Source organism: Devosia sp. P2_G7 (assembly GCF_056403495.1).
On the sequence record NZ_JBFUFI010000008.1, the window covers coordinates 84,060 to 102,954 of the forward strand.

Genomic DNA, 18,895 nt, shown 5'->3' on the forward strand with positions numbered 1-18,895 from the left:
GGGACGCAACCGAGATGCTGGTGTTTTCGTCTCCCTCCCCATTCTTTGGGGGGAGGGACAGGGGTGGGGTCAGCCCGCACCAGCCGCACCAGCCTACCGATAAGCCGGCAACCAGTTCCCATGCGCCTCGATCAGCCGATCCACCAGGCTCCAGATCTCGTCCAGCGATAGCTCAGCCGCCGTGTGCGGATCGAGCATCGCCGCGTGGTAGATGTGCTCGCGCTTGCCCGTCACCGCCGCGGCAACGGTCTGCCGCTGCACATTGATCGAGAGCTGCATGATCGAGGCCAGGTGATCGGGGATGCGGCCGATGCGGGTGGGCTGGATGCCGTTGCGATCGACGTGGCAAGGTACTTCCACCACCGCATCGTCGGGCAGGTTGCTGATCAGTCCGCGATTGGGGACGTTGCCGTAGATCAGGCCGCTCTCGCCTGATGTCATCGAGCGGATGATGCCGGCGGCGTACTCGTTGGACTGCTCTACCTCCAGCGGAGCATCGCCCTCGAGGTCGCGGCGCAGCTGGTGCCATTCGGCGATCTGATCCTCGCAGCGGTAGAGGTATTCGCCGAGGCGCAGGTTGTACTGGTCCAGCAGATCCTGGCGGCCGCGCTTGATGAACCACGAGTTGTACTCGGAGAAGTGGACGCTCGACTCGGTGACGAAGTGGCCGACGCGTTTCAGCATGTCGAAACGAACGCGGTCATCATCAGGGATCGGGCCGTTCGCGGCGATGGCCTTCAAACGCGGATAGAGGTCCTCGAACTCGCCATCCGGCAGGACCTTGCCGAACTTCAGGTAGAAGGCGACGTGGTTGATGCCGGCGCAGAGGTAGCTGAGGTCGGCGGGGTTCTCGCCGAGCAATTCGGCCAGCTGGTGCGAGGTTTCCTGCACCGAGTGGCAGAGGCCGACGGTCTTGATGTGGGGGAATTTCTCCTTGATGGCCCAGCAGTTGATGGCCATCGGATTGACGTATTGCAGCAGCGTCGCGTCCGGGCACACCTGCTCCATGTCGCGGCAGATGTCGAACAGCACCGGGATGGTGCGCAGCCCGCGGAAGATGCCGCCGACGCCGAGGGTATCGCCGATCGTCTGGTTGAGCCCGAAACTGTCGGGCACCTCGAAATCGGTGACGGTCGCCGGCTTGTAGCCGCCCACCTGCATCATCAGGATGACGAAATCGGCGCCCTGCAGCGCATCGCGGCGGTTGGCCGTGGCCTCGACCTTGAGGTTGGTCAGCCCCAGCGTCTGGCCAATGCGGTTGGCGACGACCACCGAGGTCGAGAGCCGGGTCTCGTCGATGTCGTGGAGGCTGATGGTGGCGTTCTGGAGCGCGGGGTTCGACAGAACATCGCCGAGGATCGACTGGGCGAAGACGGTGCTGCCGGCGCCGATGAGACAGATTTTGAGCATGAGTTTTCCTTCATCGCGAAGCGATGCTGAGCGGTTGCGGGGGAGGTCAGGGGCTACTTGATGCCGGTCGCGGCGAACCCCTGGATGAACTGCTTCTGGGCGAAGAAGAACGCCACGATGATCGGGGCGATCGAAATGATCACCGCCGCCATCATCAGCGCCCATTGCGCGCGATAGAGCCGCTGGAACAGCGCCAGCCCCACCGGCAGCGTGGTCTTTTCGAGATCCGATGGCAGATAGATCAGCGCGCTGAACAGATCGTTCCACGAGCTCATGAAGGCGAAGATGGCGAGCGCAGCCAACGCGGGCTTGGCCAGCGGCAGGTAGATCGAGAAGTAGATGCGGAACAGGCTGGCGCCATCGAGCCGCGCCGCTTCGAGCAGCTCGATCGGGATAGTGCGGTAGTACTGGCGGAGGAGGAACACACCGAAGGCACCGCCGAGGAAGCTCGGCAGGTAAAGCGGCACGTCGGTGCCGTAGAGACCGAAGGTCTTGAAAATGAGGAACTGCGGGATGACGGTCATCTGGTAGGGCACCATCAACGTCGCGAGCAGGACGAGGAACAAGAGGTCGCGGCCCCTGAAGCGGACGATGGCGAAGACGAAGGCGCCCATCGAGCAGGTGACCACCTGGCCGATGGTCGAGAGCGCGGCGATGCGGAACGAGTTCCAGACGAGGTGCTGGAACTCCATCAGCTCCCAGGCCTTGCCGAAGTTCTCGAAGGTGATCCGCCGCGGGATCAGGTCGCGGGTGAACTGGTCGGCAGCCGGCTTCAGCGCTGTCGACACCATCCAGACGAAGGGTGCGACCATCAGGAGGCCGCCGGCCATCAGCACCAGGTAGAACCAGATGTTCTCGCGCAGGTGCTTGGCGAGGAACGCGGTGGTCGGCAGCTCGGTGGCGGGGGCCGAGGCGGTGACAACGCTCATTGGTGCTGCCCCCAGCGCTTGTTGAGCCGCGAGTAGATGAGCGTCAGGCCGAGGACGATCACCGCCAGCACCACGGACTGGGCCGAGGCATTGCCCATGCGGAAGTAGTTGAAGCCCTCGCGGTAGATATTGAACACCAGCATGGGGAGGCTCGAGCCGCCGTTGCCGGTCTGGGTGAGGATGTAGACGTAGTCGAAGGCCTGGAAGGCGTGGATGGTGCAGAGCACTGCCTGAAAGAAGATCGAGGGCAGCAGCATGGGCACGGTGACGGCGAGGAACTGCTGGAAGCGGCTAGCGCCGTCGATGGTCGCCGCCTCGTAGACATCGCGCGGGATGGCCTGCAGGCCGCCGAGGAAGATGATCATCCCCTCGCCGATGGCGCCCCAGACGTTGACGATCACCACCGAGTAGAGCGCCATGTCCGAGCCGAGCCAATGCACTGGATCGCCGCCGAGGGTGGTGATGATGGCGTTCAGCACGCCCTTGTCCTTCGAATAGATCCAGGTCCAGACGAGGCCGACGGCAGTGGGCGAGGTGACCACCGGGATGAAATAGATCAGCCGGAAGAGACTCACGCCGCGGATGCGCTGGTTGAGCAGCACCGCCACCACCAGCGAAATGCAGAGCGTCGCCGGCACGTAGATGGCGGAGAAGGCGGCGGTATTGCCGAGCGCCTTGAGGAAATTGCGATTCTCGGGCAGCGCCAGGTAGTTCTCGACGCCAACCCATTTGGCAGGGCTCAACAGGTCCCACTCGAAGAGACTGATGCCGATGGTGGCGGCGATCGAGCCGAAGGCGCCCAGCGCCAGCCCAAGCAGCGTGGGCAGCAACAACACGATGACCCAGAACCGCTCGGCACCGCGTGGCGATACTCCGATCTGCGTCATGCTGCCCTGCCCTTGCTTGCCCATCAGCATCGTGAGACCAACCCGGGCATCCGGCAAGCCGGTGGAGATCGCCCGGGTCCCCTGGCGGGATTACTGGTTGTTGGCGAGCGCCGCGTCGGCGTTCGGGACGATCTCGGCCAGCGCGTCGTCGATGGTCATCTCGCCGTTCCAGACCAGCGCGAGGGTGTCGCCGACAGCGGCCGACCATTCCTCGTAGCCGCGGAAGCTCGGCTTGGTGTGGGCGTATTCCAGCGCATCGAGGAACACCTTGTGGCTGCCGCGCGCCTTCTGCTCGAGGAACACCGGGCTATTGGCCACCTTGTCGATCACCGGAATGGCGAAGCCGAGTTCGGTGAGCTTGCTCTGCCCCTTCTCGCTGATGACGAACTGCACGAACTTCCAAGCTTCGTCGGGATGTGCGGTCTTGGAGCTGATGACGATGCCGGCGCTGTTGACCAGCGTGGCGCGGCCGGCCGGGCCCTTGGGGAACGGCGCGACGTCCCAGTCGAAGGCTAGATCGGAATAGGCCGGCACCACCCAGTGGCCGGAAAAGGTCATCGCCGCGACGCCGGCCTGGAAGCCGTCGCTACCATAGCTCTCGAGGTCCTCCTGGCTCATCACCGAACTGTCGTTGAGGCGGAAATCGGCGAGGAACTTCCAGGCTTCAACCGCGGGGGCCTCACCGAGCAGAGTCTTCTTGTAGTCGTCGCTGATCGGCGCGCCGCCATAGCTGTAGACCACCGGGCCCCACATCGGCTCCATGTCCCAGAGCTCCGTGCCGAGGCCCCACTGGTCAGTCTGGCCGTCGCCGTCCTTGTCGATGGTCAGTTTCTTCGCCGCGGCGCGGAGATCGTCGAGGGTCCAGCTGTCGTCGGGATAGGCCACGCCGGCCGCGTCGAACATTGCCTTGTTGTAGAACAGCACGATGGTCTGGAAATCGCGCGGCAGGCCGAAGGTGCCGGCGCTCAACTGATAGGCTGCGAGCGGGCCGGGATAGACGCCGTTCAGCGTCTCAGGCGCCGCCGCGAGATAGGGCGTCAGATCGAGCAGGCTGCCGCGCGACTGCCAGTCCGGGTAGAGCGGCGCATCCATGGCGAAGATGTCGGGCGGGTTGCCGCCGACAGTGGTCACCCGCAGCTTGTCCCAGTAGCTGTCCCAGTCGGACACCTCGACCTTCACCTTGATGTCCGGGTTGGCGGCCTCGAACTCGTCGACGATCGCCTCCCACACCGCGATCTCCGGCGGATCGCCCCACATCATGTAGGTGAGGTTGGTCTCGGCGAGGCCCGCGGTGGCCGACAACGCGAGCGCGGTGAATGCGGTGGCCGAAAGCACTGCCTTCATGATGCTACCCTCCATCTGTCCCTGTCATGCCGGAGAGCGCTTTCCCTCTCGCCGTCCGGCCGTAGGGGTACTGTCCGGCAAAGCGGGCGCGTAATCTTCCGAAATTTTGGTGTTATTCTTCCGGAAAAGTAGCGATTGTGACGGTTGTCGTTGCCTCACGGGAGAAGGGAAGCCATGGCGAATGCACCGCGCACCACTCCCAGCGACGTACCGATGTCCGACAATATCGATGTCCTGCGCCACGAGTTCTGCGTCGAGACGCATCTCGCCGATGCCATGCCCGAGAGCCACTGGCACGACCATATCGAGCTCAACTACCTGTGGTCCGGCCAGCTCACCTACCTGATCAACGGCCGGCGGCTGGTGCTCAATGCCGGGGAACTCGCCATCTTCTGGGCGGCGACACCGCACCAGGTGGTGGCGGTCGACGACGAGCAGCGGCTCAGTTGCGCCTACATGCCGCTATCGTTCTTCCTCAGCCTGCCGCTCGAACCGGGCTTCCGGCAGGCTATCCTCGACGGCGAGGTGTTCTACAGCCATGAGCATGACGAGGGCGATCGGCACATGTTCGCGCGCTGGACCCGCGAGTGGCAGTATGCCGACACGGCGCAGCGCCATATCCTCGAGGAAGAGGTGCGGTTGCGGGTGCGGCGGCTGTCGTGGTCGCAATCGATCGCGCGAGCGGGCGGCCGGGCCCCTGCCCCGGCGATGTCGCCGTCCGGGCATCGGGCGGTGGCGATGGCCGAGCGGATGACGCGGTTCATCCACGATCATCTCGATAGCCCGGTAAGCGTCCGCGACGTGGTTGCGGCATCGGGGCTCCATGCCACCAATGCCGGGGCGGCGTTTCAGAAGGTGCTGGGGATGTCGATCGGCGAGTACATCCGCCGCCATCGGCTACAGCATGCGATGCGGCTGCTGGTCGATACGGACATGGAGATCGCCGAGGTGGCGTTCGAGTGCGGCTACACCTCGCTGGCCCGGCTTTACGACGCGTTCCAGAAGCGGCTGGGCAAGACGCCGCGGCACTACCGGCTGGAGTTCCAGCAGGGGCGCAGCACGCCGAAGCGGGAAGCAGCGCAGCTTGCCGGTTGACGTCAATTCGTCATGGGCATGTCATATCACGCATCGATTTTCGCCAGCCCGCGACAGCATGAGTCGCTGCGGCGCCACCCACATAATTTGGATCATTGCCGTGGACACGACCCTCAAGAACGCTCGCCTTGTGCTCGAAGATGCCGTTGTCGAGGGGGCGCTCAGCATCGCGGATGGGCAGATCACGGAGGTTGGTGATGCGGCAACTGGCGGCAACGAAATCGACTTCGAGGGCGACTACCTGCTGCCCGGGCTGATCGATCTCCACACCGACAACATGGAGCACCACTTCCAGCCGCGCCCGGGCGTGCGGTGGCCGTCGACGCTGACGGCGGTGCTGGCGCATGACTGGCAGATGCTGGGCGCCGGTGTCACCACTGTGCTCGATGCGCTGTCGCTGGGTGATTATGACAGCGGCGGGGCGCGCACGGCGATGCTGGACGCGGCGATCACCGGGCTCACCGAGGCGCGGGAAGCAAGGTTGGTGAAGGCCGACCACTACCTGCATTTCCGCTGCGAGCTGTCGGACCCGGCGCTGCTCGGCATCGTCGAGCGCCATATCGACAACCCGGCGCTACGGCTGCTCAGCGTGATGGATCACACGCCGGGCCAACGGCAGTGGCACAATACACACCTCTATCGCGAATTCCGCCGCAAGAAGAACTCGCAGGTGTGGACCGACGAGGAGTTCGCCGAGTACCTGGCCGGGCGGCGGGATGACCAGAACAAGTACGTCGTGCCGGGCCGTGCGGCCATCGGCGCGCTAGGGCGGGCGCGCAACATCCGCATCGCCAGCCACGACGACACCACCGTGGCCGATGTCGAGGAATCCTACGCGGACGGCATCGCCATCAGCGAGTTCCCGACGACGCTGGAAGCAGCGCGGCGGGCGCGCGATTTCGGCATGCAGATCGTCATGGGCGCGCCTAACGTGGTGCTTGGCCGCTCGCACTCGGGCAATGCCAGTGCCGCCAGCCTCGCCGATGCCGGGCTGCTCGACCTGCTCACCTCCGACTATGTGCCGGCGAGCCTGTTGCATGCGCCGTTCATCCTCGCCGATCGCGGCATGCCGCTGTATGAGGCGATCGCCAAAGTCACCGCCAACCCGGCGGATTCGATCGGCTTGAGCGACCGCGGCCGTCTGAAGCCGGGCCTTCGCGCTGACCTGCTGCGGGTGCGGCTGGTGGGTGGACAGCCGGTGATCCGGGGCACCTGGGTGGCCGGCCGCGCCTATCTCTGAGCGGCGCTTGACGGCTTGTCGGAACCCCGTCCAACTGGCCGCGCGTTTTCGTGTGTCCGGAATGTCGAATCCACGCCGGAGGCATCGACTAGTGCATCACGCGCTAGCAGGGATTGGGTATCGACATGGCCTTCACCGACGATGAACTGATTACCTTTGAGGCCAGCGGAGCCGAACTGCCGCCGGGTGGAACCTCCGCCTATGTCGACAATGACGGCGCGCATATCTGGCACGCGAGCTTCGGTGCCGGCGATGCGGTGATCCTGCTGCATGGCGGCATGGGCCACTCCGGCAACTGGGGCCACCAGGTGCAGCCGCTGGTCGATGCCGGCCGTCAGGTGGTGGTGGTCGACAGCCGCGGCCATGGCCACAGCTCGCGCGATGAGCGGCCCTACAGCTACGAGCTGATGGCGTCGGACGTGTTCGCGGTAATGGACGCACTGGGGCTCAAGAAGGCGGCCATCGTCGGCTGGAGCGACGGTGCCTGCATCGGCTTGATCATGGCCGACCAGCAGCCGGAGCGGATCAGCGGCGTGTTCTTCTTTGCCTGCAACATGGATCCGAGCGGCACCCTGCCGTTCGAGGCGACGCCGGTAATCGACCGCTGCTTCAGCCGGCACGTGAAGGACTATGCACGGCTGTCGGCAACACCCGATCAGTTCAGCAGCTTCGCCGATGCCGTAGGGCTGATGCAGCGGACGCAGCCGAACTACACGGCTGACGATCTCGCGCGGATACGGGTCGCGGTGACGATCGTGCAGAGCGCCGGCGACGAGTTCATCAAGCCCGAGCATGCCGAGTACCTCGCCCGCAGTATTCCCGGTGCCGAGCTCGCGATCCTTCCCGGGGTCACCCACTTCGCTCCACTACAGCGGCCGGAGCTGTTCAACGAGGCCGTGCTGAAGTTCCTCGGCCGGCTCTGATCAGCTGCGCCAGTGGGCGACGGGCTCGCTGAGCGTCTGCAGCGACTCGGCCGGTTCGCCGTCGATGCGGCGGAGCAGCAGGCGCGTGAGCTCCAGCCCCGCTGCGTAGACGTCTTCCTCGATGGTATCGACGTTGGGGAAGACGGTCGACAGGATGTCCGAGGTCTGCTTGCAGATGAAGCGGATGTCGCGGCCGAGCAGCACGCCGCCATCTTCGAGGCCGCACAGCATCGAGATGGCGCGGGTTTCGCTGTCGCAGATGATGCCGTCGGGCCGATCCGGCTTGTCCGCGAGATCTCGGCCGAACTGGCGCATTTCGGCCGAGGCGGGACGGATGCTGTCCTGCACCACGACGCGGCCGTTGACGCCGAAGCGGGCGGTGGCGCGTTCGAAGGTGCGGACGATGTTGTGGTAGTTGTTGGTGGTGCCGTCGCCGACCGAGATCAGGATGTCGCGAGCGCCGGTGGCGGCTAGCCGCTCCACCGCCAGTTCGGTGAACGCCTCGGAGTGAAAATCGTGGAAGGCGTGCGGGGTGAAGAACTCCGTCCTTCCATGACTTACGAACGGAAAGTCATGGTCCATCATCAGCTGGACGCGGCGATCGCGGGCGCCGGTGTGGGTGATGATCACCCCGTCGGCCGTACGGTTCTCGAGGATGTAGCGCACCGTCTCCACCGAGCGATTGCGGTCGAACTCCGGCATCACCGTCAGGTGGTAGCGGGTGCCGCCGATCGCGTCGCCGATGCCGCGGATCATGTGGCGGGAGAAATCGATGGCTTCGTCCGAGCCGTCGAGCACGAGGGCGATGACGTTGGTCTTGCCGGTCCGTAAGCGCACCCCTGCCCGGTCCGGCACATAGCCCACGGCGCGCGCCGCCTCGGCAACCTTGAGGCGCGTTTCCTCCTTCAACGACGCGCCGCCGCGCAGCGACAGCGACACCGTCGAGAGGCTGAGCCCAGTCAGCTCCGAGATGGTCTTGAGCGTCGCCCGCTGGCGGGTGCCGCCAGCAGCACGTGGCTTGGATTTCGTCATCGTGGTTTCTTCAGCCCCGGACTCGTCATACACCGGCAGCGGGATGCCGGGAACCACAGAAAATTGCATCGATACAATTGATCAATCCCCAGATTTCCGCTGAACGGCTTTCGCTAACTATCTGAACTATCATAGATAATTCATTCTGATGTACGTCACTCCGACAATTCTGCATCAATCGTTGCAACGTTGCAATAAATGCGCTTAGCTCACCGCGCACTCAGGAGGTGCCGCGCAGCCCGCGCATGAGGGATGCGACGCCAAACATTTGGAGGAGGAATTCATGCTTAAACGGACTCTCTTGGCGTCTGCGGCAGCGCTTGCCCTGCTGGCCGCCACGGCCCCCGCACAGGCGGTGAGCATCATGTACGCCGAGTGGCTGGCCTCGCTGGTCGAGCCCGGCATCGCCAATTACGAGGCCGCGACCGGGGAGAAGGTCGAGGCGATCAAGCTGCCGGGCGACGGCTATGTGGAGCGCGTGGCGCTCGATCTGTCGGCCGGCACCGCTGCCGACGTGATCCAGATGGACAGCTTCGTGGTGTCCGAGCTCGCCTCCGCCGGCTATGTGCAGCCGCTCGACGAGCTGGCGACGACCTGGGACCAGTACGGTTCGTACATGAAGGGCCTGCTCGACGTGGTGTCCTATGACGGCCATGTCTACGCGCTGCCCACCGACACCGACGTGCGCATGCTGTGGTACAATCTGGAGCTGTTCAAGCAGGCCGGCATCGCTACTCCGTGGGCGCCCAAGACCTGGGACGACGTGCTCGCCGCTGCGCAGGCCATCAAGGACAAGACCGGCGTCGAGAACGCTTTCCTGATCCCGGCCGGCACCAAGCAGGGCGAAGCCGCCACCATGCAGGGCTTCTACATGGCGCTGCTCGGCGCTGACGTTCCGGAAGCTGGTCGCAACCGGCTGCGCGACTGGGACGCTGGCAAGTGGGTGGGCGACAGCCCGGCCCTGCGCCGCACGCTCGACCTCTACAAGAAGGTTTACCAGGACCAGAAGCTGGCCGGTAAGGCGATCAACTACGCCACCGATATCGGCGCTGCCGTCCGTGCCGAAATGACCGGCAACAAGATGGGCATCCTTGCCTCGGGCTCGTGGGAATATGCGTGCCTGTGGGACTGCAACGGCGTGAACCTGCCCTCGACCGAGGAGCGCGACAAGATCGTTGCGTGGACCCCGTGGCCCGGTTCGGGCGAGCCCGGCGCCAAGACCACCACCAATATCTCGGGTGGCTGGGCTATCGGCGTCAATGCCAAGGCTGCGGATAAAGCCGCTGCCGAAAAGCTGCTGACGACCATCTTCGACAAGGGCAATTTCGGCGACTGGACGGTGAAGAACAAGCGCATGGCTGTCCGTACCGATATCTCGGAATCGCCGGAATATACGGCTGACGCGTACCTCGCCAAAGCAACCGCCATGGCCGCCGACACGACCGGCCGCGACACCTACCCGGGCTACCAGGTGGTCTCCAAGCTGGTGCAGGAAATGACGGCCGCGATCCTCGACGGCTCGTCCGTTGACGATGCGATCGCCGAGTACAAGGCGGCGCTGATCGACGAGTTCGGCGAAGAGAACGTCATCACCTACGAATAAGAGCGGCCCCCACCCGCTCCTCCCGGGGCGGCGCGGTACTCCCAACCCGCGCCGCCCTTTTCGTAGGCCCTGGTATATCGGATCACGCTACATGCGCCAGATAAGTCCCTGGCTGGCCTCCAATGGCTGGTTACTGCTCCTCGGATTGCTGCCGGCAATCATCCTCATCGGCGCGCTGATCTACTTCACCGGCTGGGCCTTCGCCTTCAGCTTCACCGATCTCGAACTGGTGGGCCGCAAGTCGGTCAACTGGAGCTGGGTCGGGCTCGACAATTACGAGCGTCTGTTTACCCGCCGCGGCTTCCTCGAGGCGCTCGGCACCACCGTCACCTTCACCTTCTTTTCGGCCATTGTGGGCCAGACCGTGATGGGGTTCGTCCTCGCCTCGGCGCTGCGCACCCAGCATGGGCTGCTGCGCACGGTGGTCGAGGTCTCGATCATGCTCGGCTGGCTGCTGCCCGACATTGTCGCGGCGTTCCTGTGGTCGGCGACCACCTCCCCGACCGGCCTGATCAACGGCCTCGTCGTCACCCCGTTCGGTCTCGCACCGGTCAATTTCATCAACGATTTCGCCCTGCAGGTGGTGATCATCGCCAATGTCTGGAAGGGCACGGCCTGGAGCTACCTGCTGTTCATCGCAGCGCTCGACTCCGTCGGCCGCGAGATCGTCGAAGCGGCCAAGGTCGATGGCGCGACGCTGTGGCAGCGGACCTGGCAGGTGATCCTGCCGATCATCCGGCCGCACATCGCGACCAACATGCTGTTCATCACCATCTGGACCTTCACCTACTTCCCGCTGATCTACGCGATGACCGGCGGCGGCCCCGGCCGGCAGACCCAAGTGCTGGCCATCCTGATGTACGAACAGAGCTTCAAGGTCGGCAAGATCGGCTATGGCAGCGCCATCTCTGTCGCCATGCTGGCGGTAGTGGGCCTGCTCTCAATCTTCTATGTCCGCCTGCTCCGGGAGCCCAAGTAATGGAACGTACCGCCCCTTCCCGCGGCATGGCGCTGGCGCTGAGTTTCCTGGCGCTGATCTGGGTCAGCCCGTTCTTCTGGCTGTTCACAAACGCCTTCGATCCGACGGCCAATGGCGCCTTGCGCATGCCGGCAGCGCTTGGTTTCGACAACTTCATCCGGGCGATCAGCGGCAGTGCCGGCCGGCAGTTCCTCAACTCGCTGATCCTCGCCGCCGGCACTGCAACGCTATCGGTGGTCGTGGCGGCGGCGGCTGCCTACCCGCTTGCCCGCATGACCATCCCGGGCAAGAACGCCTTCCTGTGGCTCTTGGTGCTGCTGCGCATGCTGCCCTCGGCCGGCGTGATCGTGCCGCTCTATTTCACCGCGCAGCGGCTCGGGCTGCTGAACTCCTACGGCGTCATCGTCGCGCTCACCATCCTCAACCTGCCGTTCACGCTGCTGCTCTTGAAGACCTTCTTCGACACGGTGCCGATCGAGCTCGAAGAGGCGGCGTATGTCGACGGTGCGAGCCTCTGGCACATCATCTGGCACGTGGTGCTGCCGATGTCGCGGGCCGGGCTCGCTGTGGTCTGGTTCTTCACCTTCACCGGCGCCTGGAACGAGTTCCTGCTGCCGCTGATCTTCACGCGGACGGAGGCCGGTTTCCCCATGTCGGTCGGGCTCTACTCGGCCTTCGGCCAGCAGGGGGCCATCGACTACGGCTTCCTCGCGGCCTTCTCCATCATTTACGCAGCGCCGGCGGTCGGCGTGTACTTCCTGTTGCGGCGAAACATGAACACGGGTTTCGCCGGCGTCGGTGTCAAAGGATAGAACGATGAATAGTCTCGCCACCAAGCTCGGTCTGCTTGATGACGACATCAAGCTCGAGGAGAAGCTGTTCCGGCTCTGCCGCGACCTTCACGAGAAGATCCTGACGCCGATCGAAGGTGCCTTCGCCTGGCGCTACCAGCCTGACGACATCGAAACGCCCGCGGCGCTCGCCGCCGACTGGCGGCAGTGGCCGAACTTCACGCCGACCACCGTCTGGGCCAAGCACCAGGGCCACACCTGGTTCGCCGCCGAAGTGACGGTGCCCGAGGCAGCGCGCGGCAAGACGTTCGTCTTGCGCTTCACCTCGCAGTGGCAGGACCGGCCGGGCTCGACTGATCCGCAATGCCTCGCCTATCTTGACGGCAAGATCGCCCAGGCGCTCGACGGCAACCACAACGAACTGGTGATCGCCCGCGATGCGGTGCCGGGGACGAAGCGCGTCCTTCTCGTCAATGCCTTCACCTTCTTCGACCGGCCGCTGGTCGGCTTCAAGGTCGAGCTGATGGTGCGGCATGCGCGCGCCGAGAAGCTGTACTTCGACCTGCAGACGCCGCTCGAAGTAGCGACCCGCCTGCCGCAGAACGACGGCCGCCGCCACGCTGTGCTAAACCTCGTCGAGCAGTCGCTGCGCGCGCTGGACCGGCGCGGTGGCGTGACGCCCGAGTTCGAGGCCTCGCTGCCGGCGGCCGAGAAGATCGCCGAGAAGATCTACAAGCTGGTCGATACCGAAGTGCAGCCGACGATTTCGGCGGTGGGGCACACCCATCTCGATGTCGGCTGGCTGTGGCGGGTGATCCACACGCGCGACAAGACCGGCCGCAGCTTCGCCACCGTGCTCAACCTGATGGCCGAGTACCCGCAGTTCGTCTTCATGTACAACCAGTCGGTGCTCTTCAATTTCCTGAAGACCGACTATCCCGAGATCTGGGCCGGCCTACTCGACAAGGTGAAGAACGGCCAGTTCGAGATCGAAGGCGCCATGTGGGTGGAGCCCGACGCGAACATTGTCTCGGGCGAATCCATGGTTCGCCAGATCATGCGCGGCCGCCGCTTCCACCTCGAGAATTTCGGCGTGGTGCCGAAGACCGTGTGGCTGCCCGATACGTTCGGTTACTCGGCCAACATGCCGCAGATCCTCGAGCGCTCCGGGCTCGAGTATTTCATCACGTCGAAGCTCAGCTGGAACGATACCGACCGGCATCCCTACGACACGTTCTTCTGGCGTGGCATCGACGGGACCGAGACCAAGGCGCAGCTGATCACGGCGCAGAAGTTCGACAGCGAGCAGATCTTCACCACCTACAATTCCGACCTCTCGGTCTCCGAAGTGATGGGCGCATGGAAGCGCTATGAGCCCAAGTCGGTGAACGACGAAGTGCTGGTCTGCTACGGCTATGGCGATGGCGGTGGCGGGCCGACCCGCGCCATGATCGAGCGCGGCACCCGGCTCGAACGCGGCATTCCCGGCGCGCCGAAGGTGAAGCTCGAAGGCATCGGTCCGTTCCTCAAGCGGCTCAGCAAGCGCATGGACGAGAACGCCAAGCGCTTCCCGACCTGGAACGGCGAGCTCTACCTGCAATACCATCGCGGTACGCTGACCAATGTGGCGAAGAACAAGGCCAACAACCGGCGCGCCGAACGTGTGTTGCGCGAGCTCGAATTCCTCAGCGCCATGGCGATGCGGAGCGGGGCGCCCTACCCGGCCGAGAAGCTCAACGAGTTCTGGGAGTTGGTGCTGATCAACCAGTTCCACGACATCCTGCCCGGCACCTCGATCGCCGAGGTCTATGTCGACAGCGACGCCGAGTACGCCGGTCTGTTCTCGACCCTCGCATCGGGCAACGGCCCCTGGCACAGCGCGGCGAAGGCCGTCGCACCGACCGGCAAGGGCGGCCTGCAGCTGTTCAACTTCACCGGCCATACGCGCGACAAGGCGCTGGTGCGGGTGGACGGGGCGGCCGATGGTTCGGCGTTGGCGCAGGGCGGTGCGGCACTGCCGTTGCAGAAGCTCATCAGCGCCGATGGCAGGTCGACGCTTGCGGCGCCGGCGAACCTCCCGGCGCTCGGCTGGGCTTCTGCCTCGCTGGTGACCGGCGGCAGCGCCCCGAAGTCGAGCCTTTCGGCTTCGACCAAGCATCTCGAGAACGAGTTCGTCCGCGTCGCTTTCGATGGGAATGGCGAGATCAGCTCGGTGTTCGACAAGCAGCACAACCGCGAGTTGATCGCCGAGGGCGAGACCGCCAACCGGCTCGTCGCCTACGAGGACAAGCCGCTCAACTGGGACGCCTGGGACATCGATCGCTATTTCGAGGAGCAGTTCTGGCTGCTCTCGGCGAACAAGGCGAAGATCGAGGTGGTGGAGACCGGCCCGTACCGCGCCGCGCTCCGCATCGAGCGGCAGTACCTGAGCTCGAAAGTGGTGCAGGTCGTGTCGCTCGAGGCGGGCGCAAAGCAAGTGGAGTTCGATACCTTCGTCGACTGGCAGGAGCGCCAGACGGTGCTCAAGGCCGAGTTCCCGTTCGACCTCAACATCTCGGAGATCCGCTCGGAGATCCAGTTCGGCCATGTGAAGCGCGCGACGCACCGCAACACCAGCTGGGACCGGGCGCGGTTCGAGGCGAGCATGCATCGCTGGGTCGATATCAGCGAGCCGGATTTTGGCGCCGCGCTGCTCAACGACAGCAAGTACGGCTACGACGCGGTGGAGCAACTGGTGCGCATCACCCTGCTGCGCGGCGCGACCTTCCCGGACCCGGCATCGGACCGCGGCGAGCACCGCATCAAGTATGCCCTCCTGGTGCATGACGGCGTAAGTGACCTCGCCGACGTACCGGTCGCAGCCGAGCGCTTCAACAACCCGGTCGCGGTCGTTGGCGATACGTCTGCGCGCGCTTCGAATGCCGGGGAAAGCACCAGCTTCTCCTTCGCCTCGGTGGACAAGCCGAACGTGACGCTGGAGACGGTGAAGAAGGCGGAGAAGAGCGATGCGCTGGTGCTGCGCGTGTTCGAACACGCCAATGCCCGCGCCAATACGACGATCAGCTTCGGCGTTCCGATCAAGTCGGCAAAGCTCGTGAACCTGATGGAAGAAGGCGGCCAGCCCGTAAAGGTCACCGGCAACAGCGTGACCTTGCAGTTGCGTCCGTTCGAGATCGCGACGCTGCTGCTGGAAGTAGACGCCGGCTGATCAGCCCTCCTCGTTCCCTGAAGTCACCACCACAGGGCCACTGGCGATGAACTCGCCGGTGGCCCTGATGCTTTGGCGGCCCCGACGCTCGCACACCCAGCGTCGGTTGCAGCCGTTTCTGCAAATTTGCAACAAAGCATTGCAAGATAGAAACATGACTGTTAGCGTTCGGCCACGATCGGACCCGACGGCGGGACGAAAAATCAGCCAGCGAAGCCTGGCCACCAGCCGAACGGCACCGATCAGGACTGAGGAATCCTGAGGAGGAAAAACTGAACAACACGGTAGGACGTTTGTTTGCGGCGGCTGGGCGCACCGCGCGGGTTGCCCTCGCCACCACGACTGCTCTGGCGGCTCTGGTGACGGTGACTTCCGCCCAAGACCTGTCGGGCACAATCACGGTGTGGAGCTGGACCACCCCCGCCAAGGGCATCGCGGCGGCCATCCCCGCCTTCACGGCGCTGCACCCCGGCGTCACCATCAAGGTCGAGGACGTCGGCAATCCGGCGATCTGGGACAAGATCACCACCGGCATGGCGGCCGGCGGCGCGGGCCTGCCCGATGTGATGAACATCGGCATCGACTACATGGGCAACTACATCGAGACGTTCCCGAACGGCCTCGCCAACCTGAGCGAGCTGGGCGCTGGCGAACTCGAAGCGCAGTTCCCGTCAGGCATGTGGGCCAGCGGCTCGGGTGCCGATGGCGCAGTCTACGGCATTCCCTACGAGGTCAACACCTCGGGCTTCTTCTATCGCAAGGACCTGTTCGAGCAGGCCGGGGTCGACATCGACTCGATCAAGACCTGGGACGACCTCCTGGCGGCGGGGCCGAAGATCAAGGAAGCCACCGGCGCCTCGCTGATCTCGCTCGACAAGGCGGCGACCGTCGCCGACTCCGCCAACCTCTGGCAGCTGCTGACCGCGCTGCAGGACCAGTTCTACTTCAACGCCGCCGGCGACATCACCATGAACGGCCCCGCCGGGGTGCGCTCGCTGACGCTGCTGAAGCAGGCCAACGACGCCGGGCTCGTCGCCGACGTCCCCGGTGGCTGGAACAACTTCCTGCTGCAGGTGAAGGGCGAGATCCCCATTGCGGTCATTCCGGCCGCCTCGTGGGCAGCCGGGGTGTTCTCGAAGGAGGCACCGGCACTGGCTGGCAAGTGGGGCCTGCGCCTGCCGCCGGCGGTCGAGCCGGGCGGGCTGACGGCAGCCATCTCGGGTGGCAGCTACCTCACCGTTTCGGGCTCGAGCCCGAACAAGGAGGCGGCTTGGGAATTCGTGAAGTTCGCGCTGGGCACACTCGAAGGCCAGCAGCTGGTCTACGAGGGCGGCGGCATGTTCCCGGGCTTCAAGCCGATGCTCGAGAGCGAGGGGTTCGTCCAGCCGAACGAGTATTTCGGCGGCGCAAAGATCAACCAGTTCTTCATCGACGAGCTGGGCCAGAAGACGCCGACGGTGAACTACACCACCGATTATGCCCGGGCGCTGAAGGCCTATGACGACGCCCAGACGCAGGTGCTGTTGAGCGGCGCCGACCCCAAGAAGGTGCTCGATGAGGCTGCGGCCCTGGTCGCGCAGCAAACCGGTCGCAAGGTCGCGAACTAGGGTTCCCACCCTCGTTCAAGTGTCAACGCGCTCCCTCCAGAGCGCGTCGGTGGCAGGGTGTCTTCGCTCCCTGCCACCGCCTCCCGGCGGTGAGAACCAGAAAATGACGGCATCGACTTCGCAGCCGGGACCCCGCCGGCGCTGGCGTGGCGCTTCGCCTCGCGCCACCCCATACCTCTTCCTGCTCCCGGTTATCGTGCTGTTCCTGGCGTTCAAGGTGTACCCCTACGCCTATGCGTTCTGGCTGAGCCTGACCAAGATCACCCGCGGGCAGACCAATTTCGTCGGCGCCGACAACTACATGCGGCTGCTGCAGGATCCGATCTTCTACAAGGCGCTTGGCAACACCGTGCTGATCCTCGTGATCCAGGTACCGATCATGCTGGGCCTCGCCATCGCGCTGGCAGTGGCCTTCAGCTCCGCGCTCCTGAAGTGGCGTGCGATCTGGCGCGCCGCCTATTTCGTGCCGATCGTAATGGGGCTCGTCGCCTACGGCATCCTGTTCTCGACGCTGCTCAACAACCACTACGGGCTGGTCAACTTCGCGCTCGAGTCCGTCGGTCTGCCGCGCATTCCATGGCTCGCCGACCCGTTCTGGGCCAAGATCTCGATCATCATCGCGCTGACCTGGCATTACACCGGCAACAGCGCGGTGATTTACCTGGCGCAGCTGCAGTCGATCCCCGGCGAGCTCTACGAGGCTGCCGAGATCGATGGCGCGAGCGCGTGGCAGCGCTTCTGGCACATCACGCTGCCGGGGCTGCGGCCCGCCATCACCCTCACCGTGGTGCTCTCCACCATCGGCACGCTGCAGCTCTTCGACGAGCCCTATGTGCTGACCAATGGCGGGCCCAACAACGCCACCCTGACCATCGGCATGTACCTCTACCAGAACGGCTTCAAGTACTTCGATTTCGGCTACGCCTCGGCCATCGGCTACGTGCTCACCGGCATCATCGGCATCCTCGCGCTGATCCAGTTCCGGCTCTTGCGGGAGAAGCAGGCATGAGGACCGTGAAGACCCCCGAGGCCCGTGCCGCGAGCCTTGCCGTCACCGTCGTGGTCACCATCGGTGCGCTGCTGATGCTGATGCCGTTCTACTGGTTGATCGTCGCCAGCACGCACCGTACGCGCGACATCTTCTCCAACCCGCCCAACCTGATGCCGGGCGATCAACTGCTCACCAATCTCACCAACCTCTTCTCAGAGGCCGGTTTCGGCGCGGCGCTGCAGAACTCGGTGCTCGTCGCCCTGCTCTATGCGCTGTTCGGCGGCGCCATCTGCACCATGGCGGGCTATGCCTTCGCCAAGTTCCGCTTCCCCGGCCAGGGGCTGCTGTTCGGTTCAGTGCTGGTGGTGCTGGCGCTGCCCTCACAGGTGACGCTGGTGCCGCTGTTCCAGATCATGGTGCAGCTCAACTGGCTCAACACCTACCAGGCGCTGATCCTGCCGCACCTGGCGCTGCCGTTCGGCATCTTCCTGATGCGGCAGACCATGCAGTCGGTGCCCGACGAGATGATCCAGGCGGCGCGTGTCGACGGCGCCGGCGAGTTCCGCATCTTCTTCCAGATCGTGCTGCCGACCATGCGGCCTGCGCTCGCGGCACTGTGCATCTTCATGTTCCTCAGCCAATGGAACGACTTCGTCTACCCGCTGATCGTGCTGCGCACTTCGGACGCCTACACGGTACCGGTAGCGCTCGCGACGCTGCAGGGCGTCAGCGACACCGATTACGGCCAGTTGCTGGCAGGCACCATGGTGTCGGTGCTGCCGGTACTCGGGCTGTTCCTCTTCCTCCAACGTCATTTCGTCGCCGGCATTCTTGCCGGGGCGGTGAAACAATAATC

General features: G+C 64.6%; 15 protein-coding genes. 10 read left to right on the forward strand and 5 right to left on the reverse strand.

The annotated features are described in order from the left end of the window. Positions 1-93: 93 nt before the first annotated feature. The 4 genes from melA to AC1DWU_RS14430 form a co-directional block, all read right to left on the reverse strand. Positions 94-1,410, reverse strand: coding sequence for an alpha-galactosidase (melA, locus tag AC1DWU_RS14415; protein WP_477150685.1), 1,317 nt, complete (start codon positions 1,408-1,410; stop codon positions 94-96). Positions 1,411-1,463: 53 nt separating this feature from the next. Beyond that, positions 1,464-2,339: a carbohydrate ABC transporter permease gene (locus AC1DWU_RS14420; RefSeq protein ID WP_477150686.1), complete on the reverse strand. Its 876-nt coding sequence runs from the start codon at positions 2,337-2,339 to the stop codon at positions 1,464-1,466. Next, on the reverse strand, positions 2,336-3,226 hold the full coding sequence (locus tag AC1DWU_RS14425; RefSeq protein WP_477150687.1) for a carbohydrate ABC transporter permease: 891 nt from the start codon (positions 3,224-3,226) through the stop codon (positions 2,336-2,338). Before AC1DWU_RS14425 ends, AC1DWU_RS14420 begins: the two co-directional genes overlap by 4 nt. 90 nt (positions 3,227-3,316) lie before the next feature. Beyond that, on the reverse strand, positions 3,317-4,570 hold the full coding sequence (locus AC1DWU_RS14430) for an ABC transporter substrate-binding protein (protein ID WP_477150688.1): 1,254 nt from the start codon (positions 4,568-4,570) through the stop codon (positions 3,317-3,319). Between the two features lie 174 nt (positions 4,571-4,744). Here AC1DWU_RS14430 and AC1DWU_RS14435 point away from each other — a divergent pair, with 174 nt between their 5' ends. The 3 genes from AC1DWU_RS14435 (at position 4,745) to AC1DWU_RS14445 (ending at position 7,828) form a co-directional block, all read left to right on the forward strand. Beyond that, positions 4,745-5,665, forward strand: coding sequence for a helix-turn-helix domain-containing protein (locus tag AC1DWU_RS14435; RefSeq protein ID WP_477150689.1), 921 nt, complete (start codon positions 4,745-4,747; stop codon positions 5,663-5,665). A gap of 100 nt (positions 5,666-5,765) precedes the next feature. Next, positions 5,766-6,905 carry an alpha-D-ribose 1-methylphosphonate 5-triphosphate diphosphatase gene (locus AC1DWU_RS14440; protein ID WP_477150690.1) on the forward strand — a complete coding sequence of 380 codons (1,140 nt, stop codon included), beginning with the start codon at positions 5,766-5,768 and terminating at the stop codon, positions 6,903-6,905. A 125-nt stretch (positions 6,906-7,030) separates the two neighbouring features. Further along, positions 7,031-7,828: an alpha/beta fold hydrolase gene (locus tag AC1DWU_RS14445; RefSeq protein ID WP_477150691.1), complete on the forward strand. Its 798-nt coding sequence runs from the start codon at positions 7,031-7,033 to the stop codon at positions 7,826-7,828. Here AC1DWU_RS14445 and AC1DWU_RS14450 read toward each other — a convergent pair whose 3' ends face one another. After that, positions 7,829-8,860, reverse strand: coding sequence for a LacI family transcriptional regulator (locus AC1DWU_RS14450; RefSeq protein ID WP_477150692.1), 1,032 nt, complete (start codon positions 8,858-8,860; stop codon positions 7,829-7,831). Positions 8,861-9,143: 283 nt separating this feature from the next. On the opposite strand from AC1DWU_RS14450, the gene AC1DWU_RS14455 reads away from it, so the two are divergent. From AC1DWU_RS14455 to AC1DWU_RS14485, 7 genes are all read left to right on the forward strand, one after another. Continuing rightward, positions 9,144-10,463 carry an extracellular solute-binding protein gene (locus AC1DWU_RS14455; RefSeq protein ID WP_477150693.1) on the forward strand — a complete coding sequence of 440 codons (1,320 nt, stop codon included), beginning with the start codon at positions 9,144-9,146 and terminating at the stop codon, positions 10,461-10,463. A gap of 91 nt (positions 10,464-10,554) precedes the next feature. Then, a complete protein-coding gene (locus AC1DWU_RS14460; RefSeq protein ID WP_477150694.1) occupies positions 10,555-11,442 on the forward strand; it encodes a carbohydrate ABC transporter permease in 888 nt (295 codons plus the stop codon). Beyond that, on the forward strand, positions 11,442-12,254 hold the full coding sequence (locus tag AC1DWU_RS14465) for a carbohydrate ABC transporter permease (protein WP_477150695.1): 813 nt from the start codon (positions 11,442-11,444) through the stop codon (positions 12,252-12,254). Before AC1DWU_RS14460 ends, AC1DWU_RS14465 begins: the two co-directional genes overlap by 1 nt. A 4-nt stretch (positions 12,255-12,258) precedes the next feature. After that, the gene (locus tag AC1DWU_RS14470) at positions 12,259-15,441 is read left to right on the forward strand and encodes an alpha-mannosidase (RefSeq protein ID WP_477150696.1); all 3,183 of its coding nucleotides are present in this window, start codon (positions 12,259-12,261) and stop codon (positions 15,439-15,441) included. 359 nt (positions 15,442-15,800) lie between these two features. Further along, the gene (locus AC1DWU_RS14475; RefSeq protein ID WP_477150697.1) at positions 15,801-17,048 is read left to right on the forward strand and encodes an ABC transporter substrate-binding protein; all 1,248 of its coding nucleotides are present in this window, start codon (positions 15,801-15,803) and stop codon (positions 17,046-17,048) included. 103 nt (positions 17,049-17,151) lie between these two features. Further along, positions 17,152-18,057 carry a carbohydrate ABC transporter permease gene (locus tag AC1DWU_RS14480; RefSeq protein WP_477150698.1) on the forward strand — a complete coding sequence of 302 codons (906 nt, stop codon included), beginning with the start codon at positions 17,152-17,154 and terminating at the stop codon, positions 18,055-18,057. Beyond that, on the forward strand, positions 18,054-18,893 hold the full coding sequence (locus AC1DWU_RS14485; protein WP_477150699.1) for a carbohydrate ABC transporter permease: 840 nt from the start codon (positions 18,054-18,056) through the stop codon (positions 18,891-18,893). Before AC1DWU_RS14480 ends, AC1DWU_RS14485 begins: the two co-directional genes overlap by 4 nt. Positions 18,894-18,895 lie beyond the last annotated feature (2 nt).

Excerpts from the sequence above, each read along its gene's own strand:
- melA (WP_477150685.1), bottom strand. The coding sequence starts at position 1,410 with ATGCTCAAAATCTGTCTCATCGGCGCCGGCAGCACCGTCTTCGCCCAG.
- AC1DWU_RS14420 (WP_477150686.1), bottom strand. The coding sequence starts at position 2,339 with ATGAGCGTTGTCACCGCCTCGGCCCCCGCCACCGAGCTGCCGACCACC.
- AC1DWU_RS14425 (WP_477150687.1), bottom strand. The coding sequence starts at position 3,226 with ATGACGCAGATCGGAGTATCGCCACGCGGTGCCGAGCGGTTCTGGGTC.
- AC1DWU_RS14430 (WP_477150688.1), bottom strand. The coding sequence starts at position 4,570 with ATGAAGGCAGTGCTTTCGGCCACCGCATTCACCGCGCTCGCGTTGTCG.
- AC1DWU_RS14435 (WP_477150689.1), top strand. The coding sequence starts at position 4,745 with ATGGCGAATGCACCGCGCACCACTCCCAGCGACGTACCGATGTCCGAC.
- AC1DWU_RS14445 (WP_477150691.1), top strand. The coding sequence starts at position 7,031 with ATGGCCTTCACCGACGATGAACTGATTACCTTTGAGGCCAGCGGAGCC.
- AC1DWU_RS14450 (WP_477150692.1), bottom strand. The coding sequence starts at position 8,860 with ATGACGAAATCCAAGCCACGTGCTGCTGGCGGCACCCGCCAGCGGGCG.
- AC1DWU_RS14455 (WP_477150693.1), top strand. The coding sequence starts at position 9,144 with ATGCTTAAACGGACTCTCTTGGCGTCTGCGGCAGCGCTTGCCCTGCTG.
- AC1DWU_RS14460 (WP_477150694.1), top strand. The coding sequence starts at position 10,555 with ATGCGCCAGATAAGTCCCTGGCTGGCCTCCAATGGCTGGTTACTGCTC.
- AC1DWU_RS14465 (WP_477150695.1), top strand. The coding sequence starts at position 11,442 with ATGGAACGTACCGCCCCTTCCCGCGGCATGGCGCTGGCGCTGAGTTTC.
- AC1DWU_RS14470 (WP_477150696.1), top strand. The coding sequence starts at position 12,259 with ATGAATAGTCTCGCCACCAAGCTCGGTCTGCTTGATGACGACATCAAG.
- AC1DWU_RS14480 (WP_477150698.1), top strand. The coding sequence starts at position 17,152 with ATGACGGCATCGACTTCGCAGCCGGGACCCCGCCGGCGCTGGCGTGGC.
- AC1DWU_RS14485 (WP_477150699.1), top strand. The coding sequence starts at position 18,054 with ATGAGGACCGTGAAGACCCCCGAGGCCCGTGCCGCGAGCCTTGCCGTC.